19 protein-coding genes and 1 pseudogene are annotated in these 24,815 nt (G+C 69.4%); 14 read left to right on the forward strand and 6 right to left on the reverse strand.

Features of this window, described 5'->3' with window-relative positions:
- Window positions 1–610 precede the first annotated feature (610 nt).
- Window positions 611–1,084 (reverse strand): nuclear transport factor 2 family protein, encoded by a 474-nt coding sequence (locus OG948_RS55760; RefSeq protein ID WP_331772742.1) that lies wholly within the window; start codon window positions 1,082–1,084, stop codon window positions 611–613.
- A 275-nt stretch (window positions 1,085–1,359) separates the two neighbouring features.
- Between OG948_RS55760 and OG948_RS55765 the strand changes: the two genes are divergently transcribed.
- The 9 genes from OG948_RS55765 (at window position 1,360) to OG948_RS55805 (ending at window position 8,766) form a co-directional block, all read left to right on the forward strand.
- Window positions 1,360–1,668, forward strand: a complete 309-nt coding sequence (locus tag OG948_RS55765) for a hypothetical protein (RefSeq protein ID WP_331772743.1) — start codon at window positions 1,360–1,362, stop codon at window positions 1,666–1,668.
- A gap of 260 nt (window positions 1,669–1,928) precedes the next feature.
- A complete protein-coding gene (locus tag OG948_RS55770) occupies window positions 1,929–2,159 on the forward strand; it encodes a hypothetical protein (RefSeq protein ID WP_406300784.1) in 231 nt (76 codons plus the stop codon).
- Between the two features lie 334 nt (window positions 2,160–2,493).
- A complete protein-coding gene (locus OG948_RS55775) occupies window positions 2,494–2,877 on the forward strand; it encodes a fucose-binding lectin II (protein WP_331772745.1) in 384 nt (127 codons plus the stop codon).
- Window positions 2,878–3,630: 753 nt separating this feature from the next.
- Window positions 3,631–4,017, forward strand: a complete 387-nt coding sequence (gene ureA, locus OG948_RS55780) for an urease subunit gamma (RefSeq protein WP_331772746.1) — start codon at window positions 3,631–3,633, stop codon at window positions 4,015–4,017.
- 10 nt (window positions 4,018–4,027) lie between these two features.
- A complete protein-coding gene (locus OG948_RS55785) occupies window positions 4,028–4,627 on the forward strand; it encodes an urease subunit beta (RefSeq protein ID WP_331772747.1) in 600 nt (199 codons plus the stop codon).
- Between the two features lie 33 nt (window positions 4,628–4,660).
- The gene (gene ureC / locus OG948_RS55790) at window positions 4,661–6,559 is read left to right on the forward strand and encodes an urease subunit alpha (protein WP_331772748.1); all 1,899 of its coding nucleotides are present in this window, start codon (window positions 4,661–4,663) and stop codon (window positions 6,557–6,559) included.
- Between the two features lie 8 nt (window positions 6,560–6,567).
- Entirely contained in the window at window positions 6,568–7,221 is a 654-nt protein-coding gene (locus OG948_RS55795; RefSeq protein WP_331772749.1) for an urease accessory UreF family protein, read from the forward strand.
- A complete protein-coding gene (gene ureG, locus OG948_RS55800; protein ID WP_331772750.1) occupies window positions 7,214–7,990 on the forward strand; it encodes an urease accessory protein UreG in 777 nt (258 codons plus the stop codon). Before OG948_RS55795 ends, ureG begins: the two co-directional genes overlap by 8 nt.
- Before the next feature lie 83 nt (window positions 7,991–8,073).
- Window positions 8,074–8,766 carry an urease accessory protein UreD gene (locus OG948_RS55805; RefSeq protein ID WP_406300785.1) on the forward strand — a complete coding sequence of 231 codons (693 nt, stop codon included), beginning with the start codon at window positions 8,074–8,076 and terminating at the stop codon, window positions 8,764–8,766.
- Between the two features lie 312 nt (window positions 8,767–9,078).
- On the opposite strand, the pseudogene OG948_RS55810 reads toward OG948_RS55805, so the two are convergent.
- The 5 genes and pseudogenes from OG948_RS55810 to OG948_RS55830 all read right to left on the reverse strand — a co-directional run.
- Window positions 9,079–9,420, reverse strand: a pseudogene (locus OG948_RS55810) (glycoside hydrolase family 2 TIM barrel-domain containing protein); the annotation flags it as partial.
- Window positions 9,363–10,382: a carbohydrate kinase gene (locus tag OG948_RS55815; RefSeq protein ID WP_331772752.1), complete on the reverse strand. Its 1,020-nt coding sequence runs from the start codon at window positions 10,380–10,382 to the stop codon at window positions 9,363–9,365. The gene OG948_RS55815 and the pseudogene OG948_RS55810, both read right to left, overlap by 58 nt.
- Window positions 10,383–10,494: 112 nt before the next feature.
- Window positions 10,495–11,757: an AGE family epimerase/isomerase gene (locus OG948_RS55820; protein ID WP_331772753.1), complete on the reverse strand. Its 1,263-nt coding sequence runs from the start codon at window positions 11,755–11,757 to the stop codon at window positions 10,495–10,497.
- A gap of 738 nt (window positions 11,758–12,495) precedes the next feature.
- Window positions 12,496–15,354, reverse strand: a complete 2,859-nt coding sequence (locus OG948_RS55825) for a discoidin domain-containing protein (RefSeq protein WP_331772754.1) — start codon at window positions 15,352–15,354, stop codon at window positions 12,496–12,498.
- 472 nt (window positions 15,355–15,826) lie between these two features.
- Complete coding sequence (locus tag OG948_RS55830) at window positions 15,827–16,849, reverse strand: LacI family DNA-binding transcriptional regulator (RefSeq protein ID WP_331772755.1); 1,023 nt, start codon at window positions 16,847–16,849, stop codon at window positions 15,827–15,829.
- 168 nt (window positions 16,850–17,017) lie between these two features.
- Between OG948_RS55830 and OG948_RS55835 the strand changes: the two genes are divergently transcribed.
- From OG948_RS55835 to OG948_RS55855, 5 genes are all read left to right on the forward strand, one after another.
- Window positions 17,018–18,292: an extracellular solute-binding protein gene (locus OG948_RS55835; RefSeq protein WP_331772756.1), complete on the forward strand. Its 1,275-nt coding sequence runs from the start codon at window positions 17,018–17,020 to the stop codon at window positions 18,290–18,292.
- 74 nt (window positions 18,293–18,366) lie between these two features.
- Window positions 18,367–19,257 carry a sugar ABC transporter permease gene (locus OG948_RS55840; protein WP_331772757.1) on the forward strand — a complete coding sequence of 297 codons (891 nt, stop codon included), beginning with the start codon at window positions 18,367–18,369 and terminating at the stop codon, window positions 19,255–19,257.
- Window positions 19,254–20,174 (forward strand): carbohydrate ABC transporter permease, encoded by a 921-nt coding sequence (locus tag OG948_RS55845; protein ID WP_331772758.1) that lies wholly within the window; start codon window positions 19,254–19,256, stop codon window positions 20,172–20,174. The genes OG948_RS55840 and OG948_RS55845 overlap by 4 nt, the downstream gene beginning before the upstream one ends.
- The gene (locus OG948_RS55850) at window positions 20,171–22,828 is read left to right on the forward strand and encodes a hypothetical protein (protein WP_331772759.1); all 2,658 of its coding nucleotides are present in this window, start codon (window positions 20,171–20,173) and stop codon (window positions 22,826–22,828) included. The genes OG948_RS55845 and OG948_RS55850 overlap by 4 nt, the downstream gene beginning before the upstream one ends.
- A gap of 681 nt (window positions 22,829–23,509) precedes the next feature.
- Window positions 23,510–24,670: a pyridoxal-phosphate dependent enzyme gene (locus OG948_RS55855; RefSeq protein ID WP_331772760.1), complete on the forward strand. Its 1,161-nt coding sequence runs from the start codon at window positions 23,510–23,512 to the stop codon at window positions 24,668–24,670.
- Window positions 24,671–24,815: the final 145 nt, after the last annotated feature.

Genomic DNA, 24,815 nt, shown 5'->3' on the forward strand with positions numbered 1-24,815 from the left:
CACCGAAGCGTTCGAGCGACACCCGACCCAGGCGCGATGCGACGCGACCGGGTCACGTCTGAACTCATCCGCGTATTTCGACGCGCGTCCCACCTGTACTTTCCCTCCCAAACCTCACGATTCAAGTCTCGAGGCGTCCATGCGCGAGGGGAAGCCTCAAACCTCATCCGGATTCCTGGGGCGTCTTGCCGGACGCCGAGGTGTCGCAAGGATGGTAAGAATTCGGCCGTCCGGCCTGCACTCGGATGAGTGCATGGCCTTGTCGGAGCAGTGCAATCCCCGTGCAAGACCGGCCGGCGTCACAGCCTGTCGACAGGGTCAGATCCGGCAGGTGCGGCTTCCCCGGCGTCGGCGTGCGGGGGGCTGACGAGCGCATGGCCGCAGGAAGAGAGCTCCGGCCGACACTCCGCGGGGAGTTCGCCATGCTGGGTGCGGGATCCGGCAACGACGGTAACCGTCGAGGGAGGCACCACGGCCGCCGCCCGGGCGGCGGCCGTGGTGCCGTCGGCGGCACGAATCCTCGGGGTGGTCGGCGGGCGCTCGCGCGCCTGGTGGGCGGACGGGTGCCCGCCGACGGTCGGGGGAGGCCGCGGGCCGCGGCGGCGAGCCGTCACAGACCGAGGTCGCTCAGGCCGGGGTGGTCGTCGGGGCGGCGTCCGAGCGGCCAGTGGTACTTGCGTTCCGACTCCTGGATGGGCAGGTCGTTGATGCACGCGTATCGGTGGTGCATCAGTCCGTTGTCGTCGAATTCCCAGTTCTCGTTGCCGTAGGAGCGGAACCAGTTGCCCGAGTCGTCGTGCCATTCGTAGGCGAAGCGCACGGCGATGCGGTTGCCGTCGAAGGCCCACAGTTCCTTGATGAGCCGGTACTCCAGTTCCCGCTTCCACTTGCGGGTGAGGAGGGCGACGATCTCGTCGCGGCCTTCGGAGAACTCGGCGCGGTTCCGCCAATGCGAGTCCGGGGTGTAGGCCAGCGAGACCTTCTCCGGGTCGCGGGAGTTCCAACCGTCTTCCGCCAGGCGGACCTTCTCGGTGGCGCTCTCCCGGGTGAACGGCGGGAGCGGGGGGCGCAGTTCGTCTGTCATGTCGTGTCCGTTCGGGTCTGTCGTGTCCCCACGGCGGGGCGTTCGTGAGTCCGGTCGCCGCGGCGGCAGCGGGGTCGGCCGGGTGGCCGCCTCGCGATGAGAACGCTCGTTCTCTGATGCCACTATAGGAGAACGGTCGTTCCCCCGCAAGGGGCGCACCGGTTGGAAGGTCGATGGCATCGGGGCAGACCGGCTCGGCTGTGCGCGCCGTCCCACCGTCGGCCACGTTTCGCGCTTGAATGATCACTTCTGGTAGTCGTTCAGAGGAGATCCGCATGCGTGCCACCGTCCGTGCAGCCATGGGCGCCGGATTGTCAGCCCTGTTCCTGTGCTCGGGAACCCCGGGCGCATCCGCCGTGACCCACACGCTCGTCACCCCGACGACGGTCACCGCCGACTGTGCGGTGCTCGGTCCCCAGGGGCCCGGCTGGGCCACCATCGACAACGCGTGCGATTTCGACATCACCGCGTCGGTGACGCTGACCTACGGCCCCCCGCCCGCGTGCATCGACATCGAGGGCGGCGGCAGCCGCCTGATCTTCTGGGGCACCGAAGCGGAGGCGAGCAACGCCTCGGAGTGTTGAGCGGCCCATCCCGGCGGAATGCGTGCGGCGGTGGCCCCGATGCCGGTCGGGTATCGGGGCCGTCGCCGTCTCGGCGCCGGTTGCTTCGGCCACGAGGCGGTGGCGTCGGTGTTCCACACCATGCCCAGCCGCTCGGGGGGCGATCCGGTCCGGGGTGATCGAGCCGGCCGCGCGGGCCGGTCGTTGGCCGCCGAGCCAGGCCCACACGGCGCACCGTTCCACGGCCAGGGCGCTTTTCTCGGCCGGGTCTCACACTTGTGATGGGCGGCTTCGTCCGCTGGTCACGTCCGCGTCGACGCGCGGAGTTCGGCGAGTACGCCGTCGGTGGCGCGTTCGGTGGGGTCGAGGGACATCGCCGTGTCGAGGAGGGCTTCCAACTCGGGTTCCGCCCACGGGCGGACGTCGGCGGGCGTGACGTGGGGGCGGCCATGCGGGTGGCGGCGGGGGTGGTGCCGGTCCAGGCCCATCGGATGGCCGCGCCGAGGCTGTAGGTCTCGGCGGCGTCGGTCAAGGTGAGGTGGACGTCGGGTGGGTTCTCGGAGGAGGGGGCCGTGTGGTGTGGCGGTGGAGGGTGACCAACACCGGGAACGCTGCGGCGGAGGCGGGACGCTCGCCGTGGGCAGGCGGCGATGGGCGGCCCGGGGGTGATGTGCTGTCCGCGGCCGCCTTACACCGGCAGACCGTGCCCCGTCCCGGGTTCCACGATTTCGATCCGTCTGGAACTCCCTTGTGGTTACGGTGAGTTCAGATCACCGGATGGCCGTACGGTGCTCGAAGCCCACTCTTGTCGTCTCCGGATCACGACCCGAAACGAAGGAGCACTCCATGTCCGACGCGTATGTCCTCGTCAGCGGCAACAAGGCCGAGATCACCCTTCCCGCCGGTGTGTCGGTCACCGTCAAGGCGAAGACCAACTCGCGCTCGACCCAGACCGTGAAGGTCACCGGCGACGCCGGCACGGATCTGACGTTCGGCGGATCCGGGGAGACCAACACCGTCATCGGGCAGACGACCCTCACCGGGCAGACCAAGGTCACGGCCCTCTTCCAGTACGGCGACGGCGGCGCGGCCAAGCCGAGCAGCCTCAACAGCGGCGGCCCGTACGCGATCGGCTCCTACAACCTGCTCGTGATCGTCGCGGAGAACGGCGACGACAGCGACTACAACGACGCCATCCTCGAATTCGGCTGGTACACGCCGAAGGCGTAGACCCCGACGCCGGACACCGGCCCCGTTCCGGTGATGTCGGGTCGGGTCGGACGCCCGGACGGTCGACCATGGCTGTGGTCGTCGACCCGTGTGGCCCGCGCGGACCCCGGACCGACCAAGCCCCCGCCGCAGCCTCTTGAACTGCGGCGAGAGATCTTCGCATGACGTCCGCACGTGGCTCGAGCCGGTGCCGGCGAACCCATCTCCCGAGAGCGCGATCGGCCGGGATGCCGGCGCTGCCGCGGTACTCCGCGGCCGCGCAGACAGCCACGAGTGCTTCAGGCCGGTACGACCCACCGCCACGGCAGCTCGGGACTCGGCGGCGAGGCGCGAATGTATGGCTCACTCGCCGTGCGTGGCTTGTCCCGACCGGCAGCGCCCCGGATGTCCGACCCGGCCCGGTGCGCGTCGTGTCCCTCGGCGCTCCGGTTCTCGGCTGTGGCGGGCCTGCCCGGCCTCAGTCCTGGCGGTGCGGCCACGCGTTGTCCTGCCGGGCGAGGTCACCTCATCGCCCGCCACGCCACCGCAGGGTGCCTGTTGAGGGGCGTCGATCAGGAGATGTGCGGGCGCCGTCCGGCTGGTCCGGCGGACGCACGGCACCGCAAGCCCGCAGGAGTTCCGCCGACAAGCCCTACGTACTTGCCCGGCCCCGGGGCGAGGGAGCCGTCTTGGCGCCTGCCTCGGCACCGGGGCCTTGCGAGCACCCTGACCCGCCTGGGGTCAGGGCGCCATCACCACCATCGAGGAGCACCGATGCACCTGATTCCCTCAGAGCAGGAAAAGCTGCTGCTGAGCGTGGCCGGGATGCTCGCCGGCTACCGCAAGGAGCGCGGCATCAAGCTGAACTATCCCGAGGCCGTGGCCTACATCAGCTGCTGGGTCATCGAGGAGGCCCGGGCGGGCAACTACACCGTCGACCAGATGATGAGCGATGCCCGCATTCCCTTGGAGGACCGCCAGGGCGACACCCGGGGCGAGGGAGAGAGCGTCCTCACGCGTGCCGACGTGATGGAGGGCGTGCCCGAGATGCTCGACATCCTCCAGGTCGAGGCGACGTTCCCCGACGGCCGCAAGCTGGTCACGCTCCACAACCCGATCCGCGACCCGAAGCCCGTCACGAAGCCCGTTCCGAGCAGCTGAGGACGAAACCATGCCCTACTTCCAGCCGCTGTCCACCAAGCCTGAGCCGCCCTCGTACGCGGTCAGCCAGCCTGTCCCCACGCCGCCCGGCCCCGGCCTGAGGCTCGAAGAGCCCTTGCCCAAGCCCTCCGCCCTGGATCCGGGCACGGCCTACGACTTTTCCGAGTACGAGGTGGGAGGAGTGTGGGTCAGGGATCCGGACGCGAACCACGAGCTCAACTCCCAGGGCGCCAAGGCCGTTCTCTACGTGCTCAACGTCGGTGACCGCGATATCCAGATCGGCTCGCACATCCATCTGGCCGACGTCAACGAGGACCTGCTGTTCTTCACCGACGAGGACGCCGCCGCCCAGGCCGAGAAGGCTCTGACGGACCCAGAGCTCTCGCGGCCCGAGCAGATCGCCGCGGCCCGCCGGTTCGCGCACGACCGGTCGAAGACGCCGGGGAGGGCCCCCTGGGGATTCCGTCTCGACGTGGCTCCGGGGGATTCGAAGCGGTTCAGCCCCGAGAACGCTCCCAGCGACAAGATCGAGGTCGTGGAGATGGGCGGGGACCGGCGCGTTCCGGGCCTGCGCAAGGACAAGCCCGCCGGTGACGTCGACCTCGACTGACCGGGCCCCTCGTACACCCAGCCGGAGGAAGCAATGACGACCATCACCCGCAGGAACTATGCCAAGTCCTACGGCCCGACCGTAGGCGACCAGATCCGCCTGGGCGACACCAACCTCTGGATCGAGGTCACCCACGACCTGACGTTCGGCGGCGACGAGGCGGTCTTCGGCGGCGGCAAGACCATCCGCGAGTCCATGCTGCAAGGCACCACCACCAGTACGGAGGGCGCCCCCGACACCGTGATCACCAACGTGATCATCCTGGACGTCGCCCCCGCACAGGACCTGGCAAACCTCGTCCCGGGCGAGAGCGCCGGCAAGAACGCCATTGTGCGTGCCGACGTCGGTATCAAGGAAGGCAAGATCGTCGCGATCGGCAAGGCCGGCAACAGCGACGTCATGACCGGGGTCACCCCCGGGCTGGAGATCGGGCCTTCCACGGACGTGATCTCCGGCGAGGGCAAGATCCTCACCGCCGGGGCCATCGACACCCATGTGCACTACATCTCCCCCTCACAAGTCATGGAGGCCCTGGCCACCGGGACCACCACCCTGGTCGGCGGCGGCGTGGGCCCCTCCGAGGGATCCAAGGCGACCACCGTGACCCCCGGCCCACAACACCTGGTGAACCTGCACCGCAGCTTCGACGACCTGCCGGTCAACGTCATGCTGCTGTGCAAGGGCAACACCGTCAGCAAGGACGGCCTGGACGAGCAGGCCCTGGCGGGTGCCGGCGGTTACAAGATCCACGAGGACTGGGGAGCCACCCCGGCGGCACTGGACGCCGCTCTGAACGCCGGAGAGAGGTGGGGCCTGCAGGTCGCCCTGCACGCCGACTCCCTCAACGAGGCCGGCTTCAGCGAAACCACCCTCGACGCCATCGCCGGACGCGGCATCCACGTCTTCCACGCCGAGGGTGCCGGCGGCGGGCACGCCCCCGACATCCTGAAGGTGGCCGCCCAGGAAAACGTACTGCCCGCCTCGACGAATCCCACGCTGCCGTACACGGTGAACACCGTGGCCGAGCACATCGACATGCTGGCCTCCGTCCACCACCTGGACCTGGCCAACCCGAACGATCAGGCGTTCGCCGACTCCCGTATCCGCTCCACGACCATGTTCGCCGAGGACGTACTGCACGACATGGGCGCGGTGTCCATCACCTCCTCCGACGCCCAGGCCATGGGCCGCGTCGGCGAAGTCGTGACCCGTACCTGGCAGGTCGCACACGTCATGAAGGAGTGGAGTCACAAGACCTTCGGCGACGCGAACTTCTTCTACCAGGCCGAACAGGGGGAGGGCGACAACGCCCGTGCTCTGCGCTACGTGGCCAAGTACACGATCAACCCCGCCATCGCCCACGGCATCGACACGCACGTCGGCTCGGTGAAGGTGGAGAAGCTGGCCGACCTCGTGCTGTGGGACCCGCGGTTCTTCGCCGTACGGCCCGAGGTGGTCATCAAGGGCGGCGCCATGGTGGTCGGCAACCTGGGAGACCCGAACGGTTCGGTGTCCACCCCGCAACCCACCTTCCTGCGCCCGGCGATGGCCCACGCGATCGCCTCCCAGGTGTCCTATTCGTTCGTCTCGGACAAGGCCCTGAACCCGCCCTCCGGCACCGACCCGTACAGCACGGTGAAGGGCAAGGGCGTGTTCAAGGACTCCCTGAAGGACACCCTCGGTCTGCGGCGTGAACTCAAGGGCGCCAAGCCGGTCAAGGACGTCATGAAGAAGGACATGATCTTCAACGACAAGTGCTTCGACATCGACATCGACCCCACTCGGTTCAAGATCGCGGTGAAGATCCCGGGGGTCGATCCGGCGCAGGGGCACAGCCTCACAGAGCACCCGAATCTTCCGGGCTTCTGGTACCTCGACCAGCCGAACCCACCGCAGAACCTGCCGCTCACCCAGCGCTATCTGCTCTTCTGAGGCGGCCCGTGAGCACCTCTGCACTCCTGCTCGCCCTGCTGGGCGACGCCCGGCTCCCGTCAGGTGGACACACGCAGTCCGCCGGCCTGGAGCCCGCCTTGCGGGCCGGCACGACATCGGCCGACGTTCCCGCCTACCTGCGCACCCGCCTGCGCACGGTCATTCGTGTGGAGGCTGGAACCGCAGTCGTCGCGCGTGCGGTGGCGGCCGACGGCGGCGACCTCGCCGAGGTCGAGGCCGCCTGGGCCGCCCGAACCCCCAGCCGGGCGCTGAGGACCAACGGGCGACGCCTGGGGCGCGGATACCTGCGCGTCCTGCAGACGCTCTGGCCCGGCCCCCTCGACGCTCGCGCGCGCACCTGGTCGCGCCCGATCGTGCTCGGCCTGCTCGCCCACCGCGCCGGGATGGACTCCGCCGACCTGGCCCGCCTGGTCGGCTACGACGACGCCCAGACCGTGACGGCAGCCCTGCTCAAACTCGAACCGCAAGACCCGCTGCTCATCACCGCGTGGGTGAACGACCTGCTGCCGGACATCGACGAGTTGGCCGGTCAGGTCGCCCACCTGCGCACCCCCGAACAGATCCCTGCCCACGGCGCCCCTCTCATCGAGCGCTGGGCCGAGACTCACGACACCACCACAGAAAGACTCTTCAGTGCCTGAGAACTCCACCGCCCCCACCCGAGCCATGCGCCTGGGCGTAGCCGGTCCCGTCGGCACCGGCAAGAGCTCGCTGATCGCGACGCTGTGCCAGGCCCTGTCCGGGGAACTGCGCCTGGGTGTCATCACGAACGACATCTACACCGATGAGGACGCGCGCTTCCTCAAGAGCGCCGGGGTGCTGGACCCCGAGCGGATCCGCCCGGTGGAGACGGGCGCGTGCCCACACACGGCGATCCGCGACGACGTGACCGCCAACCTGCTGGCGGCCGAGGACCTGGAGGCCGACTTCGGCCCTCTGGACCTGGTCATCATCGAGTCCGGCGGCGACAACCTCACCGCGACCTTCTCCCCGGCTTTGGTGGACGCCCAGATGTTCGTCCTGGACGTCGCCGGCGGCGGTGACGTCGTACGCAAGGGCGGTCCCGGCATCGCCCGCGCCGACCTGCTCGTGATCAACAAGACCGACCTGGGCAAGTACGTGCGCGTGGACGTCGAGCGCATGGCACGCGAGGGCCGCGAGGCCCGCGCCGGCGGCCCGGTGGTCGCGCTGTCCCGACACGACGAGGCATCCATCCGGATGCTGACCGGCTGGGTCCGCGCAACTCTCGCGCACTACCGCACCGGCGACCACACCCCCGTCGACCCCGGCCCGATGGCCCCGCACTTCCACGCCGGCCAGGACGGCGAGGACGTTCACCCGCACAGCCACACGCACGGCACCACCCACTCGCACGACCACGCTCCGGCGGAATCCGGGCAGGGCGCGTGACCGGCTCGACACGCCTGAGCGTCACGCCCGGGCAGAGCCGCAGCCGCGTCCACCACGTGACCGGGCACCTGACGGTTCGGACCATGGACCAGGACGCCGACGGAGCCAGAGTGGGCCTGATCGCCACCCAGGCGCTGCTGCTGTCCGGTGACGACGTCCGCATCGAGGTGGACGTCGCACCCGGAGCCTGGCTCGACGTCGTGGAGGCGACCGGCACCGTCGCCTACGAAGGCGCAGCTCCGTCGTCCTGGACCATTGACGCCGACGTGGGCGACGAAGGCGTCCTGACCTGGGCGGGCATGCCGTTCGTGGTCTCGGACGAGATCGCCAGCCACCGTGGCACGCACCTCCGGCTGCGCGGCACCGGCAAGGTGTTGACGCAGGAGAAGATCGTGCTGGGACGCGCCGGGCAGACGGGCGGGGATCTGTCCACGTCCCTGGACGCGAGCGACGACACCGGGCCGTTGCAGGTGGAATACCTGGACCTGGGACGGCAGGCCCGTCGGATGCCAGGCGTATTCGGGAGCCTTCGTTCCATGGACACGGTCACCGCCCTGGGATGGACGCCCGAGCCGTTCGGTGAGCCGGACGCGGGCGGCACCGGGCCCGGAGAGACCTACTTTCCCCTGAACCGGTCCGGGGCCGTGCTGCGATGGATGGGAATCGGCCGGTTCCGTGACCAACTGTGCGATCCCACCTTCGCCGCCTGGCGCAAGGACGCCATGCGCGACTACCGGCGCCAACGCGCCGCACAGCGCCTGCGCGGCGAAGTCTGAGTGTGTGTCCGGGTGGCGGTGGTCGGTCGTCAGTGGGGTTGATGTGTCGTGTGGGTGTTTCCGTGCTGGTCGGGGTGTGGACGTGTGGGGTCGTTTCGACTATCGCGGAGGTGACCGTCGACTGACGTCGGGTGCTTGACACAAGCGGGTTGTTCTGTCATGGAGTTGCCCGTTCCCGTTCCCGTGTTCGGGGTTCGGGGCGCGGTGTGTGCTGACGTTCATGGCGAAGAGTCGGGCTGTGTCGTTGGTGAGCTTGCTCCGCTGTCTGCACCGCCACCGTGCCCTGCCGCCGTCGTGCGGACCCGTCCCGGGTCAGTCGGCCGGGGTGAATACGAACGAGAACTCGGCAGGCCGGGCGTGCAGTTGCTGATGCGGCAGGGGACCCGGGCCGCAGGACTGTGAGCCGATGCCGTGCTGCCCGTGGTCGAGGTTGACCCACACGGTGTCGCCGGGCACGAGGTCGGTGCGGTGGCGGGCGGCGTCCAACCCGAAGTCGCCTTCGTAGTGCAGCAGTCGCGAGTTGTCGCGGGAGCGGATCCAATCGGCCATCGCGGTCAGGCCGCGGCCGGTGCCGGATTCGTTGCCGAGTGACCAGATCACCACCGACGGGTGGTTCTTGTCCCGCTCGACCATGCGGGCTGCGCCGCGCCGGAGACGCGGGCACGATCGGTGCCGGCGTTCCGGATGTTGTGCCGATGGCGCTCGACTTCCTGTGCGGTCGGCGGGTCGGCGCCCGGGCGCACGCAGGTGAGTGCGGAGACCAGGGATGCCTCGCTGAGCAGTTCCATGAGGGTTTCCGGGCCGAGACGGCGCAGGCGGGATGCGTTGTCCGCGCCGAGGAGGTCGAGTCGGCGCAGCGCGTCGAGCAGCCCCGCGGTGAAGGCGTCGCCCGCGCCGACGGTGTCGGCGACCTCGACGGTGGGCGCCGGGCAGTGGACGTCGCCCGACCCGCAGACGCCGTAGGAGCCGGCGGCTCCTCGGGTGACCACGACCAGGGCCGGTCCGCGTTCGAGCCATTCCCGGGCGATCTCGGTGATGTCCCGCCCGGGGTAGAGCCAGTCGAGGTCGTCGTCGCTGACCTTGACCACGTCGGCGAGTGCCGCCCGATGCTCGATCAGCGTCCGTGCCTGTGCGGGCTCTCCCATCAGCGTCGGACGACAGTTGGGGTCGTACGAGACGGTGCAGCGCCCGCGGGCCTGTGCCAGGAGCCGTCGTACGGTGGTCGCGCCCGGTTCCAGGGTGACCGCGATCGAGCCGGTGTGCAGGCAAGCCATCCCGGCCGGAAGCTCGTCCGGTTCCGGTATCGGCGCCAGGTCCCAGGAGAAGGCGAACTCGTACGTGGCGGCACCCGCGGTGTCCGTCCGTGCGATCGCCGTGCCGGTGGGAAGGCCGCCGGCGGTGGTGTCCCCGAGCAGCGTGACCGAGTTGTCGGCGAAGTGGGCTGCGAGCATTTCTCCGTAGGGGTCGCGGCCGTACCGGGTGAGCAGTGAGACCGGGTTGCCCAGTCGGCCCAGGCCGACCGCCACGTTGGCAGGGCTGCCGCCGGGGTAGGCGGCGGTGTCCCCTTGGCCGGACTTCACAATGTCCACGACGGCTTCTCCGACGACAAGGATCATGCTCGGCCTACTCCCGGGTCTCTGCTGCTGTTTGGGCTGTGCACATCGTGTGAGGTGGGCCTGCCCTGCTGATCGGGCCCGGCGCCTGCACATGAGCGGGACCCGCGGGTGTTCACGAGAGTCTCCGGCGCAGTGCCTCGGCGATCGCGGGAGCCGGCGGGAGTCGGGGAATGAGTGTGGCCTGGAGTGCGTGGTAGATATCCGGTTTGCCGGGCCACACGCTCGCGGCGGGGGTGTTTCGGGGCGTGAGTTCGTGGTGCCAGCTGCCGTGGGTGTGGTCGATGAAGACCTCGTCCGCGTGTGTCCACCAGGTGCGGTACCAGTACTGGTAGTCGGCGTTGCCGGTGACGCGGTGGAGGACGGCGGCTGCCGCGATCGCCTCGGTGAGGACCCAGTGCATGCGGGCCCTGACGACCGGCTCGCCGGCCCGGTCCACGGTGTAGACGAATCCCGGTTCGCCGTCGACGTTCCAGCCCTCGCGGACGCCTGCGGCGAAGAGCGCCTCGGCGTCGTGGAGCAGCCAGTCGGGTGGGGTCGGCATGCCGGCGTGGAGGCCGAGCAGGAGTCGGGCCCATTCGAACCAGTGCCCGATGGTGGATCCGAACGGCCGGAACGGGTCGTCGGGCCGGTTCCTGTTGTATTCGTATTGTGGCGTCCAGTGGGCGTCGAAGTGCTCGACGAGGCGCCATCGGGCGGCTCGGGCGTGTTCGTGGACCACGTGCCGGGCGATGCGCAGGGCTCGCGCGTGCCAGACGGGTTCGCCGGTGACGTCTCCCGCGGCCAGGAACGCCTCGACGGCGTGCATGTTGGCGTTCGCGCCGCGGTAGTTCTCGCACAGTTGCCAGGGCAGGTCCCAGCTCTCGACGAGCCGGCCCTCCGCCTCGCTCCAGAAATGCCGTTCGATGGTGTCGAGCGATCGGGTCAGCAGGTCTCGGGCCCCCGGCCGGCCGGCGGCCGTGGCTCCGGCCGCCGCCAGGACCACGAACGCGTGCGTGTAGGCGGACTTCTCGGCGGAGAGCGGCCGGCCGTCGCCGTCCACCCCGGTGTACCAGCCGCCGTGTTCGCGGTCGTACAGCGGTCCCGACAGGGCGGCGAGCCCGTGATCCACCAGATCCGCCGCGTCGCGGTCGCCGCAGAGGCGGGCGAGCGCGAAGACGTGGGTCATGCGGCAGGTGATCCACGTGTGCACGCACCCGTCGTCCCGCACGGCACCACGGTCGTCGAGCCAGCCGAAACCGTCGGGCACCCGCGCACCGCGGGCGAAGCCCAACAGCCTGGCCTGCTCGGCGGCGAGCCAGGCGGGGTCACCCACCACCAGGCCCGCAAGCCTCGGTGCGGCCGGTTGCGGGGGAGGGTACTTGGCGTCGTCTGTCATCGGGTTCCTCAAGGTCGATCCGGTGGGGTGGGACAACGACGTCTTCCGGTGTCGGCGCCTCGCGAGCGAGAACGCGGGCTCGTGCGCGGACGGCGAGCGCCACGCGCGCCGAGGGCGGCGACGGACTCGGGCCCGGCGTGGAACGGCCTGCCCAGGTCGCGGGATGCCACCCGCGCCTACGCGCCGACGCCGATCGACACCGTCGTCCGGCAGGGGCACGAGGAACTCGTGCGGGATGTCGCCGACACCGTGCCGTTCCGGGTTTTCACGACCTTCTCGGTGTCCCGATCAGCGGGTTCGGGCGCACCGCACAGTTCGTGGCGCGCCCCGGATCACCACCGGCACCCGGAACTCGTGCACCCCGTACACCGGGCAGGGCACGCAACATCCCGGGTCCGAGCAGTGACCCGGACCATCTCGCCGCCATCCGCCACATCCTCGACGACCAGGGTCGACAACCCGGAAGACACCACACCTACAAGAGAGTTGACGCTATTCATGCCTCGTGATCACCAGCGCAGACTCAGCGCCACCATCGACTACGGAACAGAGCCGAATCCAGGACGATCCCGCGCCCGGGCGATCTTGCGCGGATCTCGGCCCAGGCTCGCCTGACAGCCACGAGTGTGCGGGGGTGGTTCCGTCGAACCGGTACGGAACCACCCCCTGTCTGCCGCACGGTCCCCGACGCACTGCACGCTGATCGGGTATCCGGCCGGATGAGGCAGGCGGGGCGTGTCAGCCGCCCGACGCCGGAGTGGGGCGTGCCGCGCGGAGGAGGTACCTGCCGCCGGCCCGGGTCTTCACCGTGATGATTCCGTCCTTCAGGGTGAAGGGGACATGGTGCCCGCGGTCGTCGGTCACGGTGGGACGCCGGGTGTCCGGCCAGGGGTTGTTCAGGCGCAGAGTGCCCCCGACTCGGCTGGTGATCTCGGCGTAGGTCACGGTTTTGTTCAGCAGCGCGGCCGACACCTCGAAGGCTCCGGGCTGGAGCAGCCTGTGGAAGCTCGCATCCCGGTCGGCCGGCCACACCGGGAAGAGCACCACGGTTCCCTGGAAGCTCTGCACCAGCATGCTGTTGATCGCCTCGGTGGCCCCGGATTTCTCGATGCCGTGGTACCCGTCGTTGATCCTCAGGTTGGCCGCGAGCTGCTGCTGGATGGTCTGCTCGAAGTGCGCGATGAGCGACGCGGCGGGGTAACCCACGCGGGCGGCCTGGGTGAACACCTTCGGGAAACTGTTGTTCTGGCCCCACGAGTTCATCACGTCGACCGTGTCGATGGCGATCTTCCGCTCCGCAGGGGGTGAGGTGATCCCCAGGACCTCGGCCGGGTGGATGAATTCGAGGTTCACCGTGTTGTCTCCCGGCCGGATGTCCCGGGTGTCCCCGCCCTGCATGGAGCCGGGCTCCACCAGGGAGTACACGGTGACGCCCCGGTAGACGCTGGTCGGCTGGGCCGGCAGGTGGTCGAGCATGTTCTGCCAGTCCCGCCGCGCGTCCTTGTCGGTGCCCAGTTCGTGGCTCGCCTCGATCAGCGTGGTCAATGTCTGCTTGAGCATGCCGACGTCGGCGGTGGAGTTCTTCCCCCACGAACCCTCGTGGGGCCCGCTCCACAGCACGTACTGCCCCGCGCTCGCGTTCCACTCCAGCCAGTGCGCGAAGAAGGCCGCGACCAGCTTGAGGTACGGATACGCCTTGTCCCGCAGGAAGGTGGTGTCCCGGGTGTATTCGTAGTACACACAGAACTGGGTTGCCGCGAAGAGGCAGTTGGCGACCTGCTGCCAATAACCGTCGTCCGTCGTCGACCCGAACGGTCCGATGCCCACCGGGAAGAGCACCCCCGTCGGGATGCCACCGCTCGGGAAGCGCTGCGCGACGTAGTCCGGCTTCACCCGGGCCAAGTCGTGTTGTGCCCGGCGTTGCGCCTCCGGTACGTAGTCGAGGATCACGTCGTGGAAGGGCAGGGCGAGTTCGGGGCGGTTGCTGGAGTAGACGCCGTAGAACGGCGCTTGGGCGTTGTAGTTCAGGTGGATGTCGCCGTGCCAGCCGGGCTGGTCCGTGGTGGTCCAGACGCCGTAGAGGCCGGGGGCGATCTTTCCCGGGCGGCCGGCGGAGCCGATGAAGTACTGGGCCGCGTAGTAGTACTTCTCCAGTACCGGGTTGCCGATGTCGATGCCGGACGCCAGCCAGTACCGCTTCCACCACTGGGCGTGCTTCTTCGCGAGTGTGGAAAGCGTGCGTACACTCTGCGCGCCCGCTGCCTGGATTACGTCCGCGTGCACCCCACTGGGGTTCTTGCCGCCGCCGCTGACGGTCGTCACGATCGTCGCGGTCCGGCCGGGCCGCAGGGTGAACACCGTGCTCGCGATTGCGCCCTTCACCGACGGCGCCTTCGCGGAGTCGGCTCCCAGGACCCGAGTGGCCAAAGCGGCGGTCGACACCCAGTTGGTGCCGGAGGCGGTTGACCGCTGCGCCCAGGCGGCGTCTCCGTCGACCCCGGCGACCGCCGGGTACGAGGGGGAGTTCGCGTGGGCCCAGGTCTGGGCCACCAGCTCCACCGGTGAAGTCCCCTTCGAGGTCACGGTGACGACGAGGATGTTGTCCTCGGCCGCGAGCCAGGTGTCCAGCTCCAGTGTGGCGCCGCCGATCACGACGGACGTGGTGATGTGGGCGTCCAGGATCCGCTGCACCTCGTGGAAGGCATCGGGGCTCGGTGCGCCCGGATCCGGCGCGGTCTTCGGCAGCGCGTACAGCTCCAACTGGCCTATGCGCGCACGGGGGTTGCGGATCGAGTCGTCGGTGGTGCCCTGGGTGGGTTCGGTGATGTACAGCCGCAGGTAGCGTGTGGTGAACGCGGCGACGTTCCGGTCGATCACCGCGGCGGTGTTGCCGGTGACGGTGTCGACGTCGGTCCAGGTGTTGCCGTCCCGGCTGATCTGCACGGCGAGGTCTTTGGAGTTGAAGGCCTGGGTGCCGGGGCGGGCGGCTTCGTCGTTGCGGATGACGTACCGTGCGATGGACTGCTCGGAGCCCAGGTCGAGGGTGATCCACTGGGGCTTGCCGACGGCGGAGACCCAGCCTTCGTAGCCCGGGGCCCACTGGCCGTTGACCGCACGCTCCGGTGTGAAGGGTGCGTTGACACTGCTACCGGTCGCTGTTGCCCCGAGTGCGAGGTTGTCGCTCCCCGCCGTCGACTTCAGCGTGATGCCGCCGATCGGGAGCGGCTGGATGCTGCCGTTTCCGTTCCAGAAGTCGCCCTTGGAAATGTAGAACGCCTTCACCCCGACGCTGCCACCGGAGGTCACGCCGACATCGCCGTTGCCCAGGAGCGCCGTATTGGGCATCGTCGTCGAGATCGAGCCGCTGTACGTCTGGTCCGTCCACTGGCCGGTGATTGCGGACAGCTTCGCCTGAAGCTTCGACCAGCGCTCCTCCGTGGTCGGGAGTGCTGTCGTACCGCCGTTCTGCTCGTCGACCGGCCCGGACAGCGCCGCGGCGGGACCCGCCGTCAGAGCCGCGCTGCCGGCTGCCGCGAGGGCGCCCGCGAGAACTGTTCTTCGGGCCGGAGCCAATGAGCCTGCGATGTGGTCGGTCATCGTCTCTCCTTTGAGATGCGTGAAGCTGGGTGCGGAGCACGAGAGTCGGGAGGGCCGCTGTCGAGGTCGGGACCTCCCGCTCGGTCCGCGATCAGGCGAAGCGCAATACCGTGCCTCGGCTGGGAATCAGGAAGGAGGTGTCTGGGCGGGCTTGACGGAAGAGGTGACTGCGCGCAGATGGACGTTGTGGCTTCGTGCCTGCCGCAGGTTGCGGCACCGGAACCGGCATCGACCGGCGGGCATGCACGAGGGACCCGTCGGCCGGGCCGTCAGCGCGGAGGTCGGGTGTCCCGGTGTGCGTCGGCGCACATCCGGGCGGTGATGACGCGGTCGGCGGTCGGCGGCTCGTGAGCTGCCGACCGCCGACGTCCGAGAGGATCACGGCCGCGCTGAAATAACGTTATCGCGAACGATGGTCGCTGCCTCGGCCGTCTGTCAAGACGTCGTTACGGAATCCCGACCGGTCGAAGGGTCAGGCCGGCACCTCGCCGGAGCCGCGGGTCGTCAGGGTGACCGGGACGATCACGCTCTGCGCCGGGCGGGCCGGATCGGCGATGCGCGCGCGCAGCAGTTCCACGGCCGTGCGGCCGATGGTGGAGGTCTCCTGGGCGACCACGGTGAGCGCGGGCCGGATGAGGTCGGCGAGCGGCACCTCGTCGAAACCGACGATGCCCAGCCGGGAGGCCGCCTGCGGGCCGAGGTGCCGCAGCACCGCCAGCGTGGTGTCCATGTTGCCGGTGACCAGCGCGGTCGCCGGCTCCGGACCGTGCAGCGTGGCCTCCAGTGCGGCGGCGACGCGTTCGGGGGTGATCTCACCGGGGTGCACCAGACCCTCGGCAGGCCGGCCGTGGGCACCCAGCGCGGCCCGGAAGGCCGCGGCGCGCTCGCGGCCGGAGAAGACACGCTCGCTGTCGCCGATGTAGGCGATCCGGCGGTGCCCGTGCCGGTACAGGTGGTGGAAGGCCATGCCGATGCCCGCGGCGTTGTCCGACATGACGCAGTCCGCCGAGATCCCGGCCATCGGCCGGTCCATGGAGACCAAGGGCATGCCCGCCTCGAGCTCCGGCTCCAGGTAGGCGTGATTCTCGCCGATCGGCTCGACGATGATGCCGTCGAGACGCTGCCGGCACATGGAGACGAGAATCTCGCGTTCCCTGGCCTCGTCGAAGTCCGTGGAGGCCGCCAGGAGGGTCTGCCCCGACGTACGCGCCGCGTGCTCGATGGCGGCCAGGGCCGGGTTGACCTCGGCGATTCGTCGAACAGCCGCGCCGATCGTGCCGGTGACGCCCGTGCGCAGTTGCCGGGCCCGTTCGTCCGGGCGGTAGTTCAGCGCCGCGATCGCGGCCTCGATCCTGGCCACATACTCCGGACCGACCGTAGGGTCGTTGTTGACCACCCGGGAGACCGTGCGCAGCGCCACGCCGGCCTCGCGGGCGACGTCCACCATGGTCGGCCGCTTGGATCGGCCCCCGTTCCCACCCACTGGTCGGCTCATCCCGTGTGACTCCTCGCTGTAGCAGCCGAACGTTATCCGATCGACTCTTGACACATTCCCGTAACGCAGGATTATCCTCGCGATAACGTTATCCCGAAGATGTGCAGGCGTCGATCCCCTCCGATCCGCTCCATCCTCGGGGCACATCACCCCCACCAGGAGACTTCCATGCGGCCCACCCGTCTGATCGCGGCATGCGTTGCTGCGGGCCTGACCCTGCTCACCGGATGTTCCGCCGCAACCAACGATGGTGGAAAGGGCGGCGGCGATCTGACCTACATGACCTTCGAGACCCCGAACCTGAACGCGCAGTTCTGGGACACCTCGATCTCCGAGGCCGAGAAGCAGGCCCCCGGCGCGTCGGTGAAGAAGATCGTCGCCCCGGGCACGGACCGGGACGCGTACGCGAAGCAGCTGCTTGCCTCCGGCCAGTTCCCGGACCTGCTGCAGTCGATCACCCCGTCGACGTTCGCGCAGAACGGGCTGCTCAAGCCCTACGACAAGAACTGGGTGAACGCCAACTTCCTGATGCCGATGGGCAACGCCTACAAGGGCGAGGTCTACGTCCCGCCCACGAACTCCCAGATCATCCCCGAGGTCTTCTACAACAAGAAGCTGTTCGCGCAGGCGGGAATCACCGCGCCGCCCAAGACGTGGTCGGAGTTCATGGCGGTGTGCGCCAAGCTCAAGGCGGCCGGCATCACCCCGATCGAGCTGGGCGGCGGCGACCCGTTCTCGGCATCGATGCCGCTGGTCGGCATCCTGTCCGCGGACGTCCTGGGCAAGAACCCGCACTGGCTGCAGGACCGCTACGCGGGCAAGACCAAGTTCACCGACGCCAACGTCGAGGCCGCTGTGGCCAAATACCGGACGATGGTCAAGGAAGGCTACTTCGAGGACGGCGCGCTGGGCGTCAAGTACGCGGACTCGATCACGAACTTCACCTCCGGCAAGACCGCGATGTACATGATGGGCAGCTGGTTCCTCGGCTCGGTGCCGAAGGATCACGCCGACGACTTCGGCGCCTTCCTCACCCCGACCGACGACGGCTCGCTCGTCGTGCCGTTCTCGGTGGGTGGGTCCATGGCGATCAGCGCCAAGACGGCCGACCCGGCAAAGGCGACAGCCTTTGCCCAGGCCTGGTCGACGAACCCGGCGAACCTCAAGACCCTCATCGAGGGCGACGGCGCGTTGCCCCTGCTCAAGAACAAGACCCTGGCCGACTACAACGTCAACGTCAGCCAAGTCTACAAGGACTCCTACACCTACGTCACCGACCAGAACACGAAGGTCCCGGCCTTCGGCTGGGTGACCAACGACGACGCCATGCCCTCCGGACTTAACGACGCCTTCTACTCGGCCAGCCAGGCGCTGTTCACCTCCGACGACATCCACGGACAGCTCGCCAAGCTCGACGCCGCCTGGGACAAGGCCGCCAAGTAGCCCCTGAACCGGCGCCGGTTCGTCCGCACCGGCGCCGGGTGGGACGTCCGTAGAACTTCGACAAGGGACCCGCCATGACCACCCGAGCCCACCCACGCCGCGGCGACCCGGCCCTCGGTACCATCGCCGTTCTCGCGCTCGGCCTGTACGCCCTGTTCATCGTCGTTCCGGTGATCATGAGCGCCTGGAAGAGCCTGACGGACGAGAACCCGCTCAAGCCGCAGACCCACTTCGTGGGCTTCGACAACTACACCGAGATGATGCACGACAGCGCACTGTCGGACAGTCTCACCTTCACCCTCCTGCTGACCGCAGCGGTGACGATCGTCGCCAACGCCGCGGGCATCGGGTTCGCGATGCTCCTCAACAAGACGTCGCTGAGCTACCGGATGATGCGGGCCGTCGCCTTCCTGCCGCAGGTGCTGTCCGGCGTCATCGTCGCCTTCGTGTGGCGCTACATCCTGGCCCAGGACGGCATCCTCAACGACGTCCTGACCTCCACGGGGATCACCGACAAGCCGATCACCTGGCTGGGCACGCCGCACCTGGCGATGTTCTCGGTCGGCCTGGTCGCCGCCTGGGTCCTGACCGGCTTCACCACCGTCGTGCACCTGGCGGCGCTGCAGTCGATCCCGGTCGAGCTCTACCAGGCCGCGAAGGTGGACGGCGCCGGCCGCCGGCAGCAGTTTCGGCACATCACCTTCCCGATGATGGCCCCGGGCACGACCATCAGCGTCACGATCTCGATGATCACGATGCTGAAGCTGTACGACATCATCGCGGTGCTCACCTCGGGCGGCCCCGCGGACTCCACACAGTCCACCGCCCTCTACATCATCAAGTGCGCCTTCACCGACAACCGCTTCGGCTACGCCTCGGCGGTGGCCATGCTGTTCCTGGCCCTCTCCGCGGTCATCGCGCTGTCCGTGACCGGCCTGCTGCGCCGCCGGGAGGTGGACCTGTGACCGTATCGACCTCGCACCGGCCGGCCGCATCGCGGAGCCTCGCGCCGAGCCCATCCACCGGCCGCGCCGCCTCCACACCGCGAGCGAAGCTCCGCACGTGGGCGACGAAGGGCCACCTGCTCGCGGCCGCACTGGTGACTTTGGCCTTCGTCAGCCCCATCTACCTCACCGTCGTCAACGCCTTCAAACCGCAGGACCAGATCGTCTCGGATCCCGCCGCCCTGCCGGCACCGCCGACGACCCAGAACCTGACGGACGCGCTGTCCCGCCCCGACCGCATCATCCAGATCGGCCTCGCCAACTCTCTGGTCACGGTGGTCGCGTCGGTGATCCCGATCATCCTGATCGGCGCGGCGTCCAGCTTCTGGCTGTCCCGCCGCTCGGCACTCCTCCAACGGATCGTCCTGGCCGTTTTCGGCGCCGGCCTGATGATCCCGCCCTCGGTGATCCTCCTGCCCACCATCCGGATCCTGACCTTGCTGCACCTGGACCACACGTACGCAGGGCTGGTCCTGTCCAACGTCGGCGGCGGATACCTGGCGTTCGCGGTCTTCGTCTACTCCGGATTCCTGCGGTCCATCCCGGGCGAGATCATCGAGGCCGCGACCGTGGACGGCGCCGGCATGCTGCGGATCTGGTGGAGGATCGTCATGCCGCTGTTGCGCCCGGCCACCGCTACCGTCGCGATCTTCCTGTCGCTGTGGATCTGGAACGACTTCATGAATCCGCAGTTCATTCTCGGCCCGCTGCACGGACAGACCATCACCACCGGTGTGTACCAGTCGCTCGGCCAGTTCTCCACCAACTACGCACAACTGTTCGGCGTGATGCTCCTGGCCGCGGTCATCCCCGTCGCCGGATACCTCTTCCTGCAGAAGCAGTTCATCGCCGGACTCACCTCGGGAGCCAGCAAGTGACCACCATCGCCGCCGCCGACCCCAAGGACGCCGTCTCCCGGGCCGGCGTCCCCGACCTGGACCACCTCGCCGGGCACTGGGTCGACCTCGACGAGATCGCACACCTGCCGTCGCTGCGCAACCAACTGGGCCAAGGCCACGTCGACTACGACCTGTCCTCGCTGTCCTGGCTGGTCGCCGCCCCCTTCACCTTCGGATATCACACGGGCGAACTCCGGGTGGACGGGCGGGCCTTGGCTGCCCAACGGTTCCTGTGGAAGCCCTGGGGCGTGACGCGCGAACACCGCGGCGACGGCCTGCTGCTGAGCACCGACACCCGGATGGCGCTGTCGCGGGACCTGCTGCTGTGGCGCCTCACGGTCACCAATGAGAGCTCCGAGGCCAGGACCGTCGAACTGTCCCAGGACCTGTTCGCGATGGTCGCGCATACCGAGGTCGGCTTCGGCTGGCTGTACGACGTGCCGTGGAACCACGGCAACCACCACGACTTCATGGCGCTCGAGCGCATCCGCGCCACCACCGGCGGACGCGGCGAGTCCTACCTGCTCTCCCCGGCGTCGCGCCGACTCCGGCTCGGCAAGCCCCGCATCCCGGGGATCCAGCGCGACGAAGACCACGGCCCGATGCTCCTGGACGACGCGCTCCCGGCGCACGTCAGCCACGACAAGGAACCGGAACCGCGTGTCGGCGTGGCGGCGACGGTTCGCGGTCTGACGGTCGAAAGCGCCGACGGCAGCGTGGCCGTGCGCGCCGACGAGGCGATCCGGCTCACGCCGAACGACGAGGCGACCTTCGACGCCTTCGCCCTGACCCCCGGAATGACGATCGCCTTCGAGCTTCGCCTCGACACCAAGAGCCAGTCCGGAACCGTCCTGACCCACGGCAACCACCCGGACTCGCTGCAGATCGGCGTCGACAACGGTTGTCCGTGGCTCGGTATCGCCGGGGAACGCGTGTTCACGAACGTCGCCGCCCCGGCCGGCGAGTGGCACCGCGTCAGCGCGCACATCGAAGCCGACCGCGTCGTGCTCCGCCTCGACGACGAGGAGATCACGCGGACCGAACACTGGACCCGGTCGCGCCGCTGGACGTCCGCACCGGAAGACGGCATGGTCGCCATCGCGGACACCCGGTCGGCGGCACGCGCCGCCTACGCCTTCACCGACGCGCCGGCCGACCTGCGGACCGAAGGCCCCGGCGGCCGCGCCACCTGGACCCGCCGGATCGAGCCCGGCCAGAGCATGACCATCGGCATCACCTGCGCGTACGGAACAGATGCGCACTACGTCGCCGCCGAGGCTCGGGCCTCGGCCGAGTCCTTCGACGCGACGATGCGCGCGGGCGAGGAAGGCTGGCGGCGGCACTGGGCCAACATGTTCACCCCGGGAAACCCGGACTTCTCCGGGCACCTTCCGGTCCTCACCACCACCGACGCCGGGCTCGCGGACACGTATTACCTCGGCGCCCTGCAGGTGCTGTACATGCGCAACATCCGGATTCGCCCCGGCGAACCGGTGTTCCTCACCGGCGGCCCCCGACTCGGGCCGACGACGACATACTTCTGGGACCATTGCGAGTGGAGCCGGATGTACGCCCTCCTGGAGCCCGCCGGACTGCGCTCGTGGCTGCTGCGCGTCCTCTCCGGCCCCTACCGGGACTCCTTCGGGATCGAAGCCCGCACCGGCGATCCGCTGGGCAACGCGTACAGCGCCAACGACTACGCCCTGTTCCGGCTCATCGAGCACTACGTCTGCACCACCGGTGACATCGCCTTCCTCGACGAATCCACCGGTGGGGCCACGGTCTTCGAGCACCTGGAGCGACTCGGCTTCGGCTGGCGCGACAAGCGCAGGGCGGACACCGGAGGGGTGCTCGCCGACTTCGGCGACGACGCGTGGAGCCTGCTGGAGTGCGTGCCCACGTACACCGGAGTCGTCGCGGGCTTCAACGGCGCCTACGTCGGGATGACCCGTTCGATGGCGGGCCTGTACCGGCAGCGGGGCCGCCGGGAGGACGCGGCGCGAGCCGACGCGGAGGCCGGCGTTTTGGCCGCGGCGGTGTTGGAACTGTACGCGGGTGCGGGCCGCTGGCGGATACGCCGCCCCGACGGGACGGACACGATCGGGCACTGCCTCGACTTCGGCCTGACCTCGGCAGCCCTGTACCGCGATCTGAGCGACGAAATGCGGCGCGAAATGGCGGACTTCGTCACCGAACGCCTGCTGGTGGGCGGCTGGATGCGGGCCCTGAGCCCCGACGACCCGGCCGCCGCCGCTTCCGACCGTCCCGACCACGGCGCGGCGGGCGCGTTCTGCGCCTGGCCCGGCGTCACCGCGTACGGCCTGGCCCGCCTGGGCTACCGCGACCGGGCGATCGCGCTGCTGCGCGACCTGACGTCCGCCGCCTCGGGCGGGGTGTGGGGCCAAGCCATGGAAATCGTCACCGGAGCCGATGGGCGGCCGCGCGCTCGGGTCGCCGAGCGCGGTGTCTCGAACCGCGACAGCATCGCGGGCGCATCCGGTGCGGAAGCCGTGCTGTCCGCGGTGTTCGGCGTCACGCCGTCATTCGCCGCCGGCGGACCGGACGAATTGCCGGACACGTTGACCGCCGACGGGGTCGGAACCCTCACCGGCCTCCGCAGTCCCGCCGTCTGACCACCGGACCGGACACGGAAGGGCGGTCCGGCCGTGCGGACAACACGCGCGTCCGGACCGCGCGTCCGGACCACACGGCAGCCGCGGAACTTGCCGAAACGCCCTGGGCAACTGCCGAAGAAGGGGGTCGTCTCAACCAGGTGCGCATCGCGTGCGACCCCGAGGACACACGCCGCCCCGTCGTCGGTGACCACCACACCCCGGGTCCTCGCTACCGCCCCTGCACCACCGGGAACGCCGACACCGGACCCGGATCCTCGAACACTCCCCGCCATCGCCGGCGCCGCGTCCGCCCGCCGCCAGGCCGCTCGTCGGGCCGTCCAGGGCGGTTTCCGTGCTCCGGCACGCCCGGCCAGTGCCGACTCACGCACGGCGCGCCCTGGCTGCCGGGGTGGCTGCGCGCGGTCGGTCGGTATCGATGACGGCGCTCGAGTCGGGCAGGGGGCGGCAGGGCAAAAGGCGGCGCGGACCGACGGCGGGCGGCATCCGTCGCGCATCGAAGCCTCGAGCCGCGCCGGGTCCGTCGACTGCCGTCAGGCGGCGCCGCGTTGGGCCACGCAGGTGAACCACACACATCCCAACCATCGGGTTACCTCGTGTCGGGAGTCGCGCGATCCATCATCGTCGAAGGTCGCCCGCCATCCGCCGGCGACGACCATACGAACGCGACGGAGGCCGCTGATGACCACGACGACCCGGACGGAAGTCGAACACGGCGTGGACGAGGACGTGTCGGACGTCTACCCCGACGACCGGGCGTGGGTGAACGAGTGCGTTCAGCGCATCCGAGGCGAACTCGCGCCGCTGGGGACCTCGCTGCGGCAGATCCCGCTGCCACCGAAACTCGCCGGGCTGCGGCTGTACCTCAAGAGGGAGTCCGAGCAACCCTCCGGCAGCCACAAGCACCGCCTCGCCGCGGCGCTGCTCACCAACGCCCTCGCAAGCGGATGTCTGACCCCCGGACGCCCCGTGATCGAGGCTTCCAGCGGCTCGACGGCCATCTCCGAGGCGTGGTACTGCGAACAACTCGGCATCGATTTCCACGCGGTGGTACCCAGGGGCACCGCCCCGGAGAAGCTGGCCCTGATCACGCAATACGGCGGGCAGGTGCATCCGGTCGACGGCGACATCGTCGAGGAGGCGAAGAAGCTCGCGGCCACACTCGACGGCCATTTCATGGATCAGTTCACCTACGCGGAGCGCGCCTACGACTGGCGGGGCGAGCACGGCCTCGCGCCCGAGTTGATCCGGGCGGTCCCCGACCTGGCCTGGTTCGTCATGGGCGCCGGCACCGGCGGCACGGCCACCTCGGTCGCCCGCTACGCCCGCTACACCGGCAGGACCCTGCGCGTGTGCGTCACCGACCCGGACCACTCCGCGTTCTTCCGCGGCTGGCGGGACAGGAATCCCGCGGCGACGGACAAGGGTTCGCACATCGAGGGCATCGGCCGGCCGCGGGTCGAACCCTCGTTCCTGCCCCCGTTGGTCAACCGCATGATCCAGGTCCACGACGGCGCGTCCGTCGCGACCATGCGGTTCGCCGCCGCCGCGAACTGGGACGTCGTCGCCGGACCGTCGACCGGAACGGGCCTGTTCGGCGCGCTGCGGATCCTCCTGGGCATGCACGCGAACGGCCAGACCGGGGCGGTCGCCACCGTGATGTGCGACTCCGGCGAACGGTACGTGAACGAGTACTACAACGACGCCTGGCTGGCCGACAAACAGATCGACTACAAACCCTGGATGCCCACCATCGAACGCTTCTTCACCACCGGGGACTGGACACCCCCCACGCAATACGACCCCACCCCCAAGCCCGCCACCACCATGTGGAACATGTGAGCCGTCCCCATCCACCCGTGCAGCGCCCCCGGCCATTCGCGTCCGGCACTCGGCAAGCGGCTCACCAGGGGGCCGTACCTACCGAGCGGCGTTCGACGCCACACGCCGCCGAACCGCAACCCACCTACCCGATCGAGCACATCGG

Origin of the sequence: Embleya sp. NBC_00888 (genome assembly GCF_045207655.1) — a bacterium.
GTDB lineage: Bacteria > Actinomycetota > Actinomycetes > Streptomycetales > Streptomycetaceae > Embleya.